This window comes from Streptomyces sp. NPDC101165 (assembly GCF_044768135.1).
Classification (GTDB): Bacteria; Actinomycetota; Actinomycetes; order Streptomycetales; family Streptomycetaceae; genus Streptomyces.
Map to the genome: position 1 here is coordinate 222,676 of NZ_JBIWPG010000009.1, position 14,144 is coordinate 236,819.

Here is a 14,144-nt window from a genome sequence, read left to right on the forward strand (position 1 = left end):
CGTGCTGAAAAGGTGAAGCTGGACTCCATGTACCAGGAAGTCATCCTGGACCACTACAAGAACCCGCACGGGCGTGGTCTGAGGGATGGCGACGCCGAGGTGCACCATGTGAACCCGACGTGCGGCGACGAGATCACCCTTCGCGTGAAGTACGACGGAACGACGATCAGGGACGTCTCGTACGAGGGCCAGGGCTGCTCCATCAGCCAGGCCTCGGCCTCCGTGCTGAACGAGCTCCTCGTCGGCAAGGAACTGGCCGACGCGCAGAAGATCCAGGAGACCTTCCTGGAGCTGATGCAGTCCAAGGGAAAGCTCGAGCCCGACGACGCCATGGAAGAGGTGCTGGAGGACGCGGTCGCGTTCGCCGGTGTTTCCAAGTACCCGGCCCGGGTCAAGTGCGCCCTCCTCAGCTGGATGGCGTGGAAGGACGCGACGGCCCAGGCCCTGGGCGGGGCCGACGCCGAAAGGAAGACGGCATGAGCGACACCGTGGAGACGAAGCCGGCCTCGGAGGAGGAACTCCGCGAGGCCCTGTACGACGTCGTGGACCCCGAGCTGGGCATCGACGTCGTCAACCTCGGCCTGATCTACGGCATCCACATCGACGACGCGAACATCGCGACGATCGACATGACCCTGACCTCGGCGGCCTGCCCGCTGACCGATGTCATCGAGGACCAGGCCAAGTCCGCCACGGACGGCCTGGTGAACGAGCTGCGCATCAACTGGGTCTGGATGCCCCCGTGGGGCCCCGACAAGATCACGGACGACGGCCGGGAGCAGCTTCGGGCGCTCGGGTTCAACGTCTGAGACAAGCGCGTACGTGAAGCGGCGGCACCTGCGAGGTGCCGCCGCTTTCGTGTGTTCAGGCGAGCTCGTCCACCAGCAGGAACGCCGAGTCGGCCCGGTACAGGTCGGTGTTCTGGTACGGGTCCAGCCTCAGCTGGAAGTTCTGGTGGCGCAGGAAGCGGCCCGGGTAGTTGACCGACTCCAGCATGGTCGCGCCGGTGTGGGGGGACGTGCGGGGGCAGAACGTGGCGTCCTGCTCGAACAGGCGGGAGCCGTCGTCGTGTTCGGCGCGCAGGAGGAAGGTGCGGTGGCGGAGGTAGTCGCCGTCGGCTGTGGCGAAGGAGTAACAGCGGGCGTCGGACAGGCCCTTGACGAGTTCGAAGGTGGCGGCGCGGCGGGCGGAGGGTGAGTCGGCCGGGTCGAGCTTCACGTAGTCGCCGACGACGTGCCAGTAGCGGTCGGGGTAGTTCAGGGAGCGGACGGAGCGCCGGTCGGCGGTCGGCTTCGAGGAACTGCCGTGGTCGGCCGGGGGCTTGGCGGGGGAGGGTTTCGAGTCTGCCGGGTGGGTGGGCGCGGGGGACTCGGTTGTGGCGGGTGAGGCCGAGGCCATGCTCGTTCTGCCCTTCGGTGGAGCGGGCGTACTCACGGAAGGGGAGGCGAAGGAGAGCAGGCCGGGGCCGCTGTCCGTGGAGGCTCCGGCCGCGGGCCGGGTGGCCCGCTGCTCGCGGCTCTGGCCGGTCACGGCCGTCGCCGTCACACAGGCCGTGATCGCGGCCATGGCAAGTGCGCCTGCCAGCCAGAGTCTTCGGGTGCCGGGGGCCCGGGAGGTGTCCGGGTTCCAGTCGTTCTCCCAGGGCCGGTGTTGCGGGGAGTGGGGGGTGTTCTCAGGCATACGGCTCTCCACCGCCGCCCGGGGCGGCGGCTGGGGGTGTGTGGGTGAAGTGAGTGAAGCGTGAAGCTGAAGTGGTGCCGAGGGGCCGCACATTAGTGGAGCGGGGTGCTGTGGTGAGCGGTTTCTATGAAACTGAAACTTTCTCGTTGTGTACGGCCGTACACAACGCTGGGTACGCTGGTCCTCATGGGATACCTGTTGCTCGCCGGCGCCATCGCCGCCGAGGTCGCCGCCACGACGGCGATGAAGTACAGCGAGGGCTTCAGCAGGCTCTGGCCCTCGCTCGTGACGGCTCTGGGCTACGTCGTCTCCTTCGCGCTGCTCGCCCGGACGCTGAAGACCGTGTCGATCGGCACGGCGTACGCGATCTGGGCCGGCGTGGGCACCGCGACCATCGCCGTCATAGGCCTGGTGCTGTTCGGGGAGGGGCTGAGCGCGACCAAGGTCGCCGGGATCCTGCTGATCGTCGGGGGAGTGGTGGTGCTGAACCTGGGTGGGGCGCACTGATGCCCCGCCGTTACGACCCCGAGCGGCGGCAGCGGATCATCGACGCGGCGATCCGGGTCGTGGGGGAGAAGGGCATCGCCGGGCTGAGCCATCGCTCGGTCGCCGCCGAGGCGGACGTGCCGCTCGGCTCCACGACCTACCACTTCGCCACCCTGGACGACCTCCTGGTGGCCGCCCTGTGCCAGGCCAACGAGGGGTTCGCCAAGGTGCTCGACGCCAGTGAGGTGCTGGCCGACGCCGACGGTGATCTCGCGGCGGGCCTCGCCCGGATCCTCGGCGAGTGGCTGGGCGGCGACCGGCCGGGTGTCGAGCTGGAGTACGAGTTGTATCTCGCGGCCCTCAGGCGCCCCGCCCTGCGCCCCGTCGCCGCCCAGTGGACCGAGGAGACGGCCGCGCGGCTCGCCACGCGCACCGATCCCGTGACGGCGCGGGCGCTGCTCGCGCTGATGGACGGCATCTGTCTGCAGGTGCTGCTGACGGGCGGTTCGTACGACGAGGGGTACGCGCGCGAGGTGCTGAAGCGGGTGATTCCCTGATCACCAGCGTGTTCACCGGTCGAGCGACGACTTCCGGAAAACCGTGAACTCTCCGATGCCCATCGGGGAACAGGAGGTGACACGCACTCACCGACGAATCAGGGGAGCCTTGTGAGCGGACCACCGCCGTCCAGGGTACGGACGGAGGACGACGCGGACATCGTCGTGCAGTCGCTGGAGCAGCCGGAGCTGTTCGCCCTGCTCTACGACCGCTACGCCCCCGACATCCACCGCTACGCGGCTCGCCGCCTGGGCGACACCGCTGCCGACGACATCACCGCCGACACCTTCCTGGTCGCGTTCCGGATCCGGTCCCGCTACGACCGCACGCGCCCCAACGCGCGTCCCTGGCTGTACGGCATCGCCGGAAACCTCATCGGCAAGCAGCGCCGCGCCGAGGTACGGGCGCTCAGGGCACTCGCCCGCACCGGCCACGACCCGGTCGCCGAGTCCTGGGGCGAGTCCTGGGTCGAGGACACCGACAGCCGGATCGCGGCGCAGGGCCCCCTGGCCGGCGCCCTCGCCGGGCTGTCGGCGCCCGACCGGCACGTCCTGCTGCTCGTCGCCTGGGCCGAACTCACCTACCAGGAGGTCGCGGAGGCGTTGGACATACCGGTCGGCACGGTTCGCTCGCGGCTCAACCGGGCGCGACGCAAGGTACGTACGGCGCTGGGCGCCGATCCCGCATTCGTGACCGACGCGGTGGAGGTGGCGTAGCGATGGACGAGATGACCGAGGTGCGCGAGCTGCGCGCCCACGCACCGGTGCCCGACCGGGCCCGGCTCGCGCCGGGACGGGCGCGGCTCGCCGAGGCCGCGCGGGCGGGGGAGCTGCGCCGCGCGTTGTGGCGACGGCGGGAGTTCGTGATCGTCGCGGTCGTGGCCGCGGTGACCGCCGTCGCCGTCACCGCCACCCTGCTGGTGGGCGGGAAGGGCACGGGACGCAAGGTGCAGCCCGCGGCGACGCCGAGCGTGCGTTTCAAGGGGGTGAGTGCCGCCGAGTTCCTGCGGCAGGCCGCCGACGCGGTCGAGGCACAGCCGGACGGCGCCGTTCCCACGGCGAAGCAGTGGATCTACACCGAGGCGGCGCAGGAGCCTGAGGACAAGTCCCACAGCTTCCTGGGCGAGCAGGAGAGCTGGATCCGGTACGACGGCTCCGCCAGGGCCTCCCGGATACGGGACGAACCGCTTCACATCACCCAGCTGCACCTGGAGAACGGCGGCGAGGGCGACGAACGCTCGCCGCGCGAGATGTACCGGGTCCTCGTCGCCCTGCCGGCCGACGGCGAAGGGACGCTGAAGGCGCTCCGTGAGCAGAACGCCATCGCCGACAGCAAGGCAGTCTCCCAGGCACGCAACGACTACGTCGAGATCAGCGTCCTGCTGTCGGCCGACGTGATGCCGGCCAAGGGCCTGGCCTCTCTCTACCGCGCCCTCGCGCTCGTGCCGGGAGGGAAGGTCACCGGCCACCTCGTCGAGACCGCCGCCGGACGCCGGGCGATCGCCCTGGACTGCGGCCGCGAGGACAACCCCAAGACCGGTGAGTCGACGCATGACCAGTGGCTGATCGACCCGAAGACCTACCGGATCGTCGGCAGGCGGCTGGTCGGCGGCGGCAAGGTCATGGGCGGCAGTTCGGTCGTCACGACGGCTGTGGTGGACCGGGCGGGCGAGCGCGGCTGACCACCCACGATTCCGGGCGGCCCGCACCACAGGGGAGCGCGGGCCGCCCGTGTCCCACCCCGGCGGGAGAGTCACCGCAGAGACGACGCCGCCCGGCACATGAGACGCCCCCGGTACGGGTTCGCCCGCACGACCTCCCCCACGTTAGGTTTCCTACATGACCGACACTGCTTCCCGTACCACCGGCGCCGTCGCCGCCGGCCTCGCCACCCTCGCCTCCGACGGCACCGTTCTCGACACCTGGTTCCCGGCCCCCGAGCTCGTCACTGTGACTGCCGAGGGCCTCGGCCCCGCCGGCACCGAGCGCCTCTCCGCCGAGCAGGCCGCCGAGCTGCTCGGCAGCGGCGCCACCGCGGCGATCGGCCCGGACGCCCGCCGTGGTGTCGAGGTGGTCGCGGTCCGTACGGTCATCGCCGCCCTCGACGACAAGCCGCTCGACGCGCACGACGTCTACCTGCGCCTGCACCTGCTCTCGCACCGCCTGGTCAAGCCGCACGGCCAGAACCTGGAGGGCATCTTCGGGCACCTCGCCAACGTCGCCTGGACCTCGCTCGGCCCGGTCGCCGTGGACGACGTCGAGAAGGTGCGGCTGAACGCCCGCGCCGAGGGCCTGCACCTCCAGGTCACCTCGATCGACAAGTTCCCGCGCATGACGGACTACGTCGCCCCCAAGGGTGTCCGCATCGCCGATGCCGACCGGGTCCGCCTCGGCGCGCACCTCGCCGAGGGCACCACGGTCATGCACGAGGGCTTCGTGAACTTCAACGCCGGCACGCTCGGCACCTCCATGGTCGAGGGCCGTATCTCCGCGGGTGTCGTGGTCGGCAACGGTTCGGACATCGGCGGCGGTGCCTCCACCATGGGCACGCTGTCCGGCGGCGGCAACGTGATCATCTCCATCGGTGAGCGCTGCCTGATCGGCGCCGAGGCGGGTGTCGGCATCGCGCTCGGCGACGAGTGCGTGATCGAGGCCGGCCTGTACGTCACCGCGGGCACCCGGGTGACGATGCCCGACGGCCAGATCATCAAGGCCCGCGAGCTCAACGGCGCCTCCAACATCCTCTTCCGCCGCAACTCGGTCACCGGTGTCGTCGAGGCCCGTCCGAACAACGCGGTGTGGGGCGGTCTGAACGACATCCTGCACAGCCACAACTGACGCAGACGACACAGACGATCAACGGCGGCCGCAGATGCGGCCGCCGTTGCTGTTCGTGTGTGTCGGTCACAGGCCCATGGAGATGGCCAGCCGGGTCAGCTCGGCCGTGCTGTTGATGTTGAGCTTGGCCCGGATGCGGCGCAGGTAGGCGTCGACCGTGTGCTTGGAGAGTCCCATGTGGCGGGCGGTCTGCAGGTAGGTGCGGCCGGCCGCGATGTGCCGCAGGGTCTCCCGCTCGCGCGGAGCCAGCTCGGGGGCGGGGGCTTCGGCAGTCGTGGTGAGAGTGAGGCTCATGGGATTTCCTTCGGCGGGTCGACTCGGTCGTCGCTGCTCGCATCCTCGGAAGCAGTGGGCAAATGTCCGAATCTCGGCTTTTCGCCCTCTTTCTTCGAGTTTGAGACGGTGACGTCATGGCCGTGTCCGCCGACTGTCACAGCCGTGTCACGAGCCCGCCCAGAGCGTTTGCCAGCGCCGTGAAGTCCCCCTCGCGCAGTCCGAGCCGCGGGTCGACGTGGTGCAACAGTGCAGGCCCGGGGTGGTGCGCCGCCGCGTAGGCGGTGTCCGCCGGACTCTGCTCGTCGTCCACCCAGGCGAAGGGGCGCCCCGCCGCGTACGCCACGATCGCCGCCGTCTTCCAGTGGACTCCGTCCGGCCGCTCGGCGAACAGGTCGGCGCCGAAGTCGACGTACGGCAGCTCGGGCAGACCGACGACCGGCGCGATCCAGCGGTTGGCCTCCGCCATCCAGGTCGTCGCCCAGCACAGGTCATAGCCGAGCGACAGCAGCGCCGGGCCGTGGGACGGGTTCAGCCGGACCCGCAGGGGGCGGCCCGGGCGCAGGGAGGCCCTGATCGTCGTGTAACCCTCGGGGCGGCGTTCCGGCCTGGCCGCGTACGGGTTGAGGGGGCCGTCGACGTCCAGGAACAGCAAGGGGCGGGGCATGGGGGCACCGTACGGCGGCGGGGCCGGGGGATCTTCTGAATTTTCTGTGGCGGGCAGGCATAGCGGCGGGGCACCCCGCACGTCACATGGGGTACAGGGCCCGGACAGCAGGTCGGCCCGGGGGAAGAGAAGGTGACGATGGATGCCCAAGCGCAGGAGAGTTTTCGACAGTTCGTGGCCGGCAGGTCCTCGGCGCTGCTGAAGACGGCCGTCCTGCTGAGTGGCGGGGACCAGCACGCGGCCGAGGATCTGCTGCAGAACGCGCTGGTCAAGGCGGCCGGGCGATGGCAGCGCATCGACGAACCGGAGGCCTATGTCCGGCGGATCCTCTATCGGCAGCAGGTCAGCCGCTGGCGGCTGAAATGGCGGCGCCGGGAGGTCACCGTCGCCGAGCTGCCGGAGGCCGCCGCCGCCCCGGACGCGTCCGGCACCGCCGAGCTGCGGCTCGTGCTGCGCACCGCCCTGTCCCGGCTCACCGCACGCCAGCGCACCGTGCTGGTGCTGCGCTACTTCGAGGACCTGCCCGAGGCCGACGTGGCCCGGCTGCTCGGCTGCTCCGTCGGCACCGTACGGTCCACCACCCACCGCTCCCTGGCCCGGCTGCGCACCCTCGCGCCCGAGCTGGCCGCGCTCGGCCCGGACGGCAACGACCAGTGGCCGTCCCGTGACTTCTCGCCCGTGGAGGTGCGTCCGTGAACGTCGAGGAACTGGTACGTGACTCCCTGAAGGAGATGGCGGGACAGACGCAGCCCGCGTCCGCGAACCTCGCCGACCGGGTGTTCGCGCTGCGCCGCAGGCGTCGTACCCGCCGGATCGCCGTGGTCGCCGCGTCCGCCGCGGCCGTGGTCGCCGTCGCCGTGGGTGCGCCGCTGCTCGACGCCGGTGGCCGGGACGTACGGCCCGCAGGCGTCCCCGACGGCCGGGTCGTGGCCCACCCCGACCAGTCGCCGCCGCGCGAGCTGATCGGCGCCGGGGACACCGTCATGGCCGGGTACAGCACGCCGAAGACCGTGAAGCTGGCGAACAAGGACTGGATCTACCAGCACATCTACCGGCTGCTGGATCCCGGGACCGGTACCTACAAGAAGGACGACCGCTGGTCCTTCGTGACCGTCGCGCCGGGCGCGCGCACGGCCGCCGTGCTGGAGCGCGAGCTGCCCGCCACCCGGGTGGGCCTGCTCGACCTGGCCAGCGGCGAGGTCAAGCGGTGGATCCCGGTGCCGCAGGGCGCCGGAGGGGCCGCCTTCTCGCCGGACGGGACCAAGCTGGCCGTCACCACCTACGCCAAGAACCCCGACCGCGCCTTCTGGAGCGCCAAGGTCGAGGTCAACTCCAAGATGGAACCGCAGGGGGTGCCCAGCCGGACCGGGTTCACCCTGATCGACGTCGCCTCGGGCACGGGGCAGTGGCACAAGCTGCCCTTCTGGAAGGACAAATATGGGATGGGCGGCAACCCGCGCACGGATATGGAGTTCAGTCACGACGGGAAGTACCTCTGGGAACCCATGACCGAGAAGCCGTACCGCCAGTACCACGCCTTCGACGGCACCGACGTCCGGACGCCCGCAGCGGAGAAGTACGTGTCGCCCTACGTGGACGCCGGCCTCTCGCCCGACGGGAAGTACGCGGCGGGTGACTTCGCCGGGCACGGCAAGGTGATCGCCTCCGCCATCATCGACCCCGTCACCGGCAAGATGATCACCAAGGTTCCGGGTCAGCAGCTGCTGGCCTGGGCCGACGGCAAGCGGCTGATCGCGTGGGGCATCGGCGGCGACGGCAACGAGTTCCACCAGCGGCTGGTCCTCGTCACCGTGGGCAGCGACAAGGTGCAGCCGCTCAGCGGCTTCCGCTCGCCGAAGTACAACAGCGGCGGCCGCTGGGAACCGCTGTTCACGACCCGCTGACCAGCTCCTCGTACCGTGCCAGCAGCCCGTCGGCCGTCTCCCGGCCGGCGGGCAGCAGCGGTGCCCGCACCGGGCCCGCGGGCAGGCCGAGTTCACCGAGGAGCGCCTTGGCGGTGACCGTGCCGGGCAGGCCCGCGCCCATCATCGCCTCGATCAACGGCGTTGCCCGCAGCTGGAGTTCGGTCGCGCGGGCCGTGTCACCCGCGTCGAACGCGTCCAGGACGGCCGCGACGTGGCCGGGCACGGCGTTGGCGACCGTGCTCACGCACCCGGCCGCACCCACCGCGTACAGCGCGAGGACGTGCTCGTCGCAGCCGGCGTAGTACGCCAACTCCGTGTGCGCCAGCACCTTCTGGGTGCCGAGGAAGTCGTAGGAGCAGTCCTTGACCGCCACGATCCGCGGGTGCCCGGCGAGGCGGATCATCGTCTCCGGCTCGATCCGGGTGCCCGTGCGGCCCGGGATGTCGTAGAGCATCACCGGCAGCCCGCTCGCGTCGGCGACCTGGCGGAAGTGCGCCTCCAGCGACTCCTGCGGCGGCCTGCTGTAGTACGGCGTCACCACCAGCACGCCGTCCGCGCCCGCCTTCTCGGCGGCGAGGGCCAGTTCGACCGTGTGCCGGGTGTCGGCTGTGCCGACGCCGGCGACCAGCGAGATCCCGCCGCCGACCGCGTCCCGCACGGCCGCGATCAGCTCCGCCTTCTCCGTGTCCGTGGTGGTCGGCGACTCGCCCGTGGTGCCGTTCAGTACCAGGCCGTCGCAGCCCTCGGTCACCAGCCGGCCGGCCAGCCGCCGCGCCCCCTCCACGTCGAGCGTGCCCGCCTCGGTGAACGGGGTGATCATCGCGCAGAGCGTGCGGCCGAAGGGCCGGCGTCGATTCGTCATGGGAGTAGTCTCGGCAGGGCAACGGTGAAGCTCTACTTAATTCTGCTTAGATGTATTACTAAGCGTTGCTGATGAATTGAGGGGGTGCGCGGCCGATGGCCCTATGGGCAATTCGGTCCTTCATGCGTCACCATGGGCCGGGACGGTCATCGATGTCGGTCATGGGAGGCACCATGAAGCTCGGCAAGGCACTGGCCACCGGGGTCGCCGAAGAGCGGCCGCTCGTCCATGAGGAGGAGCCCCAGCTCCCCGAGGAGACCACCCTCAGCGCACCGGCCGAGCCGGCCCGCGAAGAGGTACCGGCGGCCCGATGAGGCTGCGGCTCCCGGCCGAACGCCCGACGGAGCCGCCGACCGGATACAAGATCGCCCGCCCGGTGCTGTCCCAGGACGGCACCCGGGCCGGGTTCACCGGCGTGTCGCTGGGCAGCGCGCTGCCGTACGGCGTGCTCGACGACGCCTCCTGCGTCTACGGGCGCAGACACCGCGCGCCCGCGCGGCTGTGCGACTGCGGCTTCCACTGCGTGCACGACCGGGCGGCCGCCGAGGCCCTGCTGTGCGCGGCGGAACACCGGGCCGCGGTCCTGCTGGAAGTCTCCGTGCTCGGCGCCTACATCCGCTTCGAGCGCGGCTTCCGCTACGCCCGCCAGCGGGTGCGCACGGCGACCGTCGGTCCCTGTGCCTGCGGCGCCACCGCGGTCGCGCTCGCCGCCGACGACGAGTGGGGCAGGCCCGGCTGGCGAGGTCTCGCCCCCGCGTGCGCGGGCTGTGTACGCGGCCGTACGTCCGTCTCGCTCGCCGGATTCGCCCGGCTGGCCGGGGAGGGCCTGCGGGTGAGGGCGGGCGGTGCCGGTGTGGCGGCTCCGAACGCCGGGTTGACGGCCGACGGCGAGCTGGGCGTGCCCGAACTCGTCGCGGAAGCCGCCCTGTTGCAGGCCCGGCTCGACTGGTTCCAGACCCAACTCGCACGACTCGGCAACCGCGGGGCCGGGGGAGCGGAGCACGACTGACGGTCTTCGGTGGGGGTACCCGGATGTTCCGCAGGGAGAGGAGGCGGAACACCCTGCCGGCGATGTGATCAGGGAAAGGGCACACCGATGAAGCACAGGATCCCGCACGGCTCGGGCGCCAAGGGCCCCGACGAGCTGCGGCACCAGTTCGAACAGACCCGCACCCGGCTCGGCCACAGTGTCGCCCAGTGGAAGGACAGGGCCGACGTGAAGGGCCGGGCGTCCACCCGGGCCGCCGACCTCAAGGACAAGGCCGGTGCCATGACCGTCCAGCTGCGCACCAGCGCCGCCGCACACCCGGGCCCCCTGCTGATCGCAGGAGCGGCGGGTGCCGCCGCCCTGGCCACGGCAGGCGTGCTGCGCCGCCGGCATCACTGACCGCGCGCCCGGGCCCACGGCGACACGAGGGTTCCGCGCACCCTCGCACCGAAAATTCTGCCCGCCTGGACAAAAAAAGTTTTCGGTGCGAGGGTGGACGCATGCTGGACGTGACCGTGATCGAGGACCCCGAGGCGGCGGCCGTATCGCTCGACCCGATACGAGCCCGGCTGCTCGCCGAACTGGCCGCCGGACCCGCGTCGGCCGCGATGCTGGCCGGCAGGGTCGGACTGCCCCGGCAGAAGGTGAACTACCACCTCAAGGCACTGGAGCGGCACGGCCTGGTCGAGCTGGCCGGGGAGCGTCGCAAGGGCAATGTCACCGAGCGGCTGATGCGCGCGACCGCCGCGTCGTACGTCATCTCGCCGGCCGCGCTCGCCCCCGTGCAGCCGGACCCGGAGCGCTTCCGTGACCAGCTCTCCGCGCGCTGGCTGCTGGCGCTCGGCGCCCGCCTGGTGCGGGACGTCGGCGCGCTGATCACCGGCGCCGAAAGGGCCCGCAAACGGCTCGCGACCTACGCCCTGGACGGCGAGGTCCGCTTCGCCTCCGCAGCCGACCGCGCGGCCTTCGTGCAGGAGCTGACGGCGGGCGTGAGCGCCCTGATCCGCAAGTACGACGCCCCCGACACCGAGGGCGGCCGCGACCACCGGATCGTCGTCGCCCTCCACCCCACGGTCAAGGACCAGCCCACGCCCGAACTGGATCGGTAGACAGCAGGAGCCCCACCATGTCCAAGGAATTCGAGATCGTCCGCGAGTTCGAGGTCGACGTCCCGCCCGAGAAGGTGTGGGAGGCGGTCACCACCGGAACCGGTGGCTACCTCTGGCCGATGGACCCGCCCGAGCCCCGGGTGGGCGGCAGCGGACCCTTCGGGTCCACCGTCACCGCCTGGGATCCGCCCCACCGCTACACGAACCGCAGTGAGGACGTCGGCTTCCCCGTCCAGTCGGTCAACCAGCTCGACTACACGATCGAGCCCCGCGACGAAGGCCGCCGCGCCTGGGTGCGCTACGTGCACAGCGGCATCTTCACCGACGACTGGAACAACCAGTACGACGGCGCCAGCAAGCACACCAACTTCTACCTGCACACCCTGTGCGAGTACCTCACGCACTTCGCGCCCCGCCCGGTCACCTTCGCCCAGCTGGAGGGGCCCGCGGCCACGCAGTCCCCGCGGGCGCTCGCCGCCGCCGGCCACGCGCTCGGCCTGGCGGACGACGCGGCCGCGGGCACGAAGGTCGGCGTCCAGGGGCCCGGCGGGCAGACCCTGGACGCCGTACTCGACTACCGCAACCCGTACTTCATCGGGCTGCGCACCGACCACGCCCTCATCCGCTTCTTCGGACGCGGCCACTGGGGCGCGCCGCTCGGCATCAGCATCCACGACTTCGCGCCGGACGCCGACGCCCAGGCGAACGAGACCGCCTGGCAGGACTGGCTGAACGGCGTGTTCGGCCAGTCCTGAGGTCCCCGGACCGGGTTACGGGCGGAACCGCAGCACCTGCGGGTCGTGGTCGGAGATCTGGTCGTTGAACTCCGAGTTGATGTGCACGCTGTCGTACTCGAAGTCGCAGCCGCGCCGGATCGAGGGGCTCACCAGGATCTGGTCCAGGACCTGCTGGTTGCCCTGGTAGTCGTAGGTGTAACGCTCGCTCTTCGGCAGCGACTTGATCGCCGACCACAGCTCGCCGTCGCCCTCGAGGATCTTCGCGGTCTCGGAGAACTCGAAGTCGTTCATGTCGCCGAGCGCGATGACGTTCGCGTTCTTCTGCACGGACAGGATGTCCTTGACGAACGCGTTCACCTCGGTCGCCTGCGCGTGGCGCTGGATCTCCGAGCTGCGCACCGGCGGCTGGTACTGCGAGGTCAGACCCTGGTCGCCGCCCTTGGAGTTGAGGTGGTTGGCGACCACGAACACGGTCTTGCCACGGAAGACGAACTCGCCGGCCAGCGGCTTGCGGCTGCTCTTCCAGGCCGCGTTGTCCGGGTCGATCCGGCCCGGCGAGACCGTCAGCTGGGCCTTGCCGTTCACCTTGGTGACGCCGACGGCGGTGGTGGAGTCGCCGCCCGCACGGTCCACGAAGGACACCCGCTCGGGGTTGAACAGGAGCACCTGGCGGATGTTGCCGCCGGGCTCGCCGCCGTCCTGGTCGTTGACCGGGTTGATCGAGCGCCAGTCGTACTTCGGGCCGCCCGCCGCGACGATCGCGTCGATCAGCTTGTTCACGGTCTCGCTCGCGTCGACCGTGCCGTCGTCCTTGGCGCCGTTGTTGTCCTGGATCTCCTCCAGGGACACGATGTCGGGCGACTGCAGGTTGTTCACGATCGCGGCGGCGTGCTTGTCGAAGGTGGCGTCCGACGGGTCGAGGTTCTCGACGTTGTAGGTCGCCACCGCCAGCTCGCGGCTCGACTGCTTGTGCGTGGTCTCCCGCTCCAGGCCGCCGCTCTCCAGCGTGCCGAGCTTGCTCGCGACCAGCGTGTAGCCGCCGAACTGGTTGAAGTCCAGCGGGCCGGTGGTGGCGCCCTCCAGGGTGTCGCCGGCGTTCGCCTTCGGGAAGTCGGCGGTCGAGCCCAGCGACTGGATCTGCAGCCGGCCGGTGTTCTGGGACGCGTAGGAGCCGTAGACCGTGCCGCCGCGGCGGTTGTGGTGCTCCCACGGCTTCACCGTGACCCACAGCTCGCTGTACGGGTCGGTCGCGGTGACCACGCGGGTGTCCTCGACCTGGACGTTCATGCCCTCCAGGGACTCGTAGTAGTCCAGGGCGTACGCCGACGGGTCGAGGGCCAGGCCGTTGATCGAGCCCGCGGCGGCGGTGTCGCCCTGCGGGGCGTACACGTCCGGCACCGAGTCCTCGTCGACCACGACCGGCGCCGGGACCGCGTTGCCCGTGGAGACGGTGGTGACCGTCGGCTTGGTGATCTCCGTCACCGACTGGTTGCCGGAGGAGGCACCGCCCGGGACGTACTCGGAGACCGTGCCGGTCACCGTGACCGAGTCGCCGACGGCGACCTTCGGCGCGGAGCTGGTGAAGACGAACACGCCCTCACTGGTGGCCGGGTTGTCGTCCGGGGTCGGGTCCTGGATCCAGAAACCCTTGGAGGAGCCGTAAGTGCGCGTGGCCGTGACGATGCCGGGCACGTCCGTGACCTTCTGGCCCGCGAACGGCGATATCCGGGTCGTGCCCTGGACGTCGTGGATGCGCACCGAGTCGGCGTGCGCGGGCGAGGTGAGGACGACGGCCGACGCGGCGGAACAGACGGCGGCGACGGTGAGCGCGGCGAGGCGCGCGGAAGACCTGCTCGGCAAGGGAATCCCTCCGGGGGCGTACATGAGCGCCGGGACGAGGTGGTGACGGAAGCGTGCGGGGCATGTAGCCCTGCGTGACACGCGTAGAGCAGAGTGAACAGTTGTCCCCCCAACTTCTACGCGCGTCAATCTCCTGCCTGCGCCCGGGAGTTGTCAAGGTTT

The 14,144-nt window shown here is 70.8% G+C and carries 19 protein-coding genes; 14 read left to right on the forward strand and 5 right to left on the reverse strand.

Annotated features, from left to right (window positions below):
- The first annotated feature begins 12 nt into the window (after nt 1-12).
- Together sufU and ACIRVH_RS21050 are read left to right on the forward strand one after the other, a co-directional pair.
- Nucleotides 13-480: a Fe-S cluster assembly sulfur transfer protein SufU gene (gene sufU / locus ACIRVH_RS21045; protein WP_403955410.1), complete on the forward strand. Its 468-nt coding sequence runs from the start codon at nt 13-15 to the stop codon at nt 478-480.
- Entirely contained in the window at nt 477-809 is a 333-nt protein-coding gene (locus ACIRVH_RS21050) for a metal-sulfur cluster assembly factor (protein WP_145874896.1), read from the forward strand. Before sufU ends, ACIRVH_RS21050 begins: the two co-directional genes overlap by 4 nt.
- Before the next feature lie 55 nt (nt 810-864).
- Here the strand turns inward: ACIRVH_RS21050 and ACIRVH_RS21055 are convergent, their stop codons facing one another.
- Complete coding sequence (locus tag ACIRVH_RS21055) at nt 865-1,680, reverse strand: AbfB domain-containing protein (RefSeq protein WP_403955413.1); 816 nt, start codon at nt 1,678-1,680, stop codon at nt 865-867.
- A 186-nt stretch (nt 1,681-1,866) separates the two neighbouring features.
- Here ACIRVH_RS21055 and ACIRVH_RS21060 point away from each other — a divergent pair, with 186 nt between their 5' ends.
- The 5 genes from ACIRVH_RS21060 to dapD all read left to right on the forward strand — a co-directional run bounded on the left by ACIRVH_RS21060 (nt 1,867) and on the right by dapD (nt 5,561).
- The gene (locus tag ACIRVH_RS21060; protein ID WP_403955415.1) at nt 1,867-2,187 is read left to right on the forward strand and encodes a DMT family transporter; all 321 of its coding nucleotides are present in this window, start codon (nt 1,867-1,869) and stop codon (nt 2,185-2,187) included.
- Complete coding sequence (locus ACIRVH_RS21065) at nt 2,187-2,723, forward strand: TetR/AcrR family transcriptional regulator (protein WP_403955418.1); 537 nt, start codon at nt 2,187-2,189, stop codon at nt 2,721-2,723. Before ACIRVH_RS21060 ends, ACIRVH_RS21065 begins: the two co-directional genes overlap by 1 nt.
- A gap of 111 nt (nt 2,724-2,834) precedes the next feature.
- Nucleotides 2,835-3,440, forward strand: a complete 606-nt coding sequence (locus tag ACIRVH_RS21070) for an RNA polymerase sigma factor (protein ID WP_403955421.1) — start codon at nt 2,835-2,837, stop codon at nt 3,438-3,440.
- Between the two features lie 2 nt (nt 3,441-3,442).
- Nucleotides 3,443-4,405, forward strand: a complete 963-nt coding sequence (locus ACIRVH_RS21075; RefSeq protein WP_403955424.1) for a CU044_5270 family protein — start codon at nt 3,443-3,445, stop codon at nt 4,403-4,405.
- A 157-nt stretch (nt 4,406-4,562) separates the two neighbouring features.
- Complete coding sequence (gene dapD / locus ACIRVH_RS21080; protein WP_403955427.1) at nt 4,563-5,561, forward strand: 2,3,4,5-tetrahydropyridine-2,6-dicarboxylate N-succinyltransferase; 999 nt, start codon at nt 4,563-4,565, stop codon at nt 5,559-5,561.
- A 66-nt stretch (nt 5,562-5,627) separates the two neighbouring features.
- Here dapD and ACIRVH_RS21085 read toward each other — a convergent pair whose 3' ends face one another.
- Together ACIRVH_RS21085 and ACIRVH_RS21090 are read right to left on the reverse strand one after the other, a co-directional pair.
- The gene (locus tag ACIRVH_RS21085) at nt 5,628-5,855 is read right to left on the reverse strand and encodes a response regulator transcription factor (protein WP_403955430.1); all 228 of its coding nucleotides are present in this window, start codon (nt 5,853-5,855) and stop codon (nt 5,628-5,630) included.
- Between the two features lie 136 nt (nt 5,856-5,991).
- Nucleotides 5,992-6,501: a hypothetical protein gene (locus tag ACIRVH_RS21090; RefSeq protein ID WP_403955434.1), complete on the reverse strand. Its 510-nt coding sequence runs from the start codon at nt 6,499-6,501 to the stop codon at nt 5,992-5,994.
- Between the two features lie 138 nt (nt 6,502-6,639).
- Here ACIRVH_RS21090 and ACIRVH_RS21095 point away from each other — a divergent pair, with 138 nt between their 5' ends.
- Nucleotides 6,640-7,197: a SigE family RNA polymerase sigma factor gene (locus ACIRVH_RS21095; RefSeq protein WP_403955437.1), complete on the forward strand. Its 558-nt coding sequence runs from the start codon at nt 6,640-6,642 to the stop codon at nt 7,195-7,197.
- On the forward strand, nt 7,194-8,405 hold the full coding sequence (locus tag ACIRVH_RS21100; protein WP_403955441.1) for a WD40 repeat domain-containing protein: 1,212 nt from the start codon (nt 7,194-7,196) through the stop codon (nt 8,403-8,405). Before ACIRVH_RS21095 ends, ACIRVH_RS21100 begins: the two co-directional genes overlap by 4 nt.
- Here the strand turns inward: ACIRVH_RS21100 and dapA are convergent.
- Nucleotides 8,392-9,288 (reverse strand): 4-hydroxy-tetrahydrodipicolinate synthase, encoded by an 897-nt coding sequence (gene dapA, locus ACIRVH_RS21105; protein WP_403955444.1) that lies wholly within the window; start codon nt 9,286-9,288, stop codon nt 8,392-8,394. The genes ACIRVH_RS21100 and dapA overlap by 14 nt on opposite strands.
- A gap of 173 nt (nt 9,289-9,461) precedes the next feature.
- Here dapA and ACIRVH_RS21110 point away from each other — a divergent pair, with 173 nt between their 5' ends.
- The 5 genes from ACIRVH_RS21110 to ACIRVH_RS21130 all read left to right on the forward strand — a co-directional run bounded on the left by ACIRVH_RS21110 (nt 9,462) and on the right by ACIRVH_RS21130 (nt 12,140).
- Nucleotides 9,462-9,602, forward strand: a complete 141-nt coding sequence (locus tag ACIRVH_RS21110) for a hypothetical protein (protein WP_179851743.1) — start codon at nt 9,462-9,464, stop codon at nt 9,600-9,602.
- Nucleotides 9,599-10,297: a hypothetical protein gene (locus ACIRVH_RS21115; RefSeq protein ID WP_403955447.1), complete on the forward strand. Its 699-nt coding sequence runs from the start codon at nt 9,599-9,601 to the stop codon at nt 10,295-10,297. Before ACIRVH_RS21110 ends, ACIRVH_RS21115 begins: the two co-directional genes overlap by 4 nt.
- 87 nt (nt 10,298-10,384) lie before the next feature.
- Nucleotides 10,385-10,675 (forward strand): DUF3618 domain-containing protein, encoded by a 291-nt coding sequence (locus ACIRVH_RS21120; protein WP_403955450.1) that lies wholly within the window; start codon nt 10,385-10,387, stop codon nt 10,673-10,675.
- A 101-nt stretch (nt 10,676-10,776) separates the two neighbouring features.
- Nucleotides 10,777-11,385, forward strand: coding sequence for an ArsR/SmtB family transcription factor (locus tag ACIRVH_RS21125; RefSeq protein WP_403955453.1), 609 nt, complete (start codon nt 10,777-10,779; stop codon nt 11,383-11,385).
- Between the two features lie 17 nt (nt 11,386-11,402).
- Nucleotides 11,403-12,140 (forward strand): SRPBCC domain-containing protein, encoded by a 738-nt coding sequence (locus ACIRVH_RS21130; protein WP_403955455.1) that lies wholly within the window; start codon nt 11,403-11,405, stop codon nt 12,138-12,140.
- A gap of 15 nt (nt 12,141-12,155) precedes the next feature.
- On the opposite strand, the gene ACIRVH_RS21135 is transcribed toward ACIRVH_RS21130, so the two are convergent.
- Nucleotides 12,156-13,982, reverse strand: coding sequence for an endonuclease/exonuclease/phosphatase family protein (locus tag ACIRVH_RS21135; protein ID WP_403955458.1), 1,827 nt, complete (start codon nt 13,980-13,982; stop codon nt 12,156-12,158).
- Nucleotides 13,983-14,144 lie beyond the last annotated feature (162 nt).

Coding starts and splice junctions, on each gene's coding strand:
- ACIRVH_RS21050 (WP_145874896.1), top strand. CDS start 477: ATGAGCGACACCGTGGAGACGAAGCCGGCCTCGGAGGAGGAACTCCGC.
- ACIRVH_RS21055 (WP_403955413.1), bottom strand. CDS start 1,680: ATGCCTGAGAACACCCCCCACTCCCCGCAACACCGGCCCTGGGAGAAC.
- ACIRVH_RS21060 (WP_403955415.1), top strand. CDS start 1,867: ATGGGATACCTGTTGCTCGCCGGCGCCATCGCCGCCGAGGTCGCCGCC.
- ACIRVH_RS21065 (WP_403955418.1), top strand. CDS start 2,187: ATGCCCCGCCGTTACGACCCCGAGCGGCGGCAGCGGATCATCGACGCG.
- ACIRVH_RS21075 (WP_403955424.1), top strand. CDS start 3,443: ATGGACGAGATGACCGAGGTGCGCGAGCTGCGCGCCCACGCACCGGTG.
- dapD (WP_403955427.1), top strand. CDS start 4,563: ATGACCGACACTGCTTCCCGTACCACCGGCGCCGTCGCCGCCGGCCTC.
- ACIRVH_RS21085 (WP_403955430.1), bottom strand. CDS start 5,855: ATGAGCCTCACTCTCACCACGACTGCCGAAGCCCCCGCCCCCGAGCTG.
- ACIRVH_RS21090 (WP_403955434.1), bottom strand. CDS start 6,501: ATGCCCCGCCCCTTGCTGTTCCTGGACGTCGACGGCCCCCTCAACCCG.
- ACIRVH_RS21095 (WP_403955437.1), top strand. CDS start 6,640: ATGGATGCCCAAGCGCAGGAGAGTTTTCGACAGTTCGTGGCCGGCAGG.
- dapA (WP_403955444.1), bottom strand. CDS start 9,288: ATGACGAATCGACGCCGGCCCTTCGGCCGCACGCTCTGCGCGATGATC.
- ACIRVH_RS21110 (WP_179851743.1), top strand. CDS start 9,462: ATGAAGCTCGGCAAGGCACTGGCCACCGGGGTCGCCGAAGAGCGGCCG.
- ACIRVH_RS21115 (WP_403955447.1), top strand. CDS start 9,599: ATGAGGCTGCGGCTCCCGGCCGAACGCCCGACGGAGCCGCCGACCGGA.
- ACIRVH_RS21120 (WP_403955450.1), top strand. CDS start 10,385: ATGAAGCACAGGATCCCGCACGGCTCGGGCGCCAAGGGCCCCGACGAG.
- ACIRVH_RS21125 (WP_403955453.1), top strand. CDS start 10,777: ATGCTGGACGTGACCGTGATCGAGGACCCCGAGGCGGCGGCCGTATCG.
- ACIRVH_RS21130 (WP_403955455.1), top strand. CDS start 11,403: ATGTCCAAGGAATTCGAGATCGTCCGCGAGTTCGAGGTCGACGTCCCG.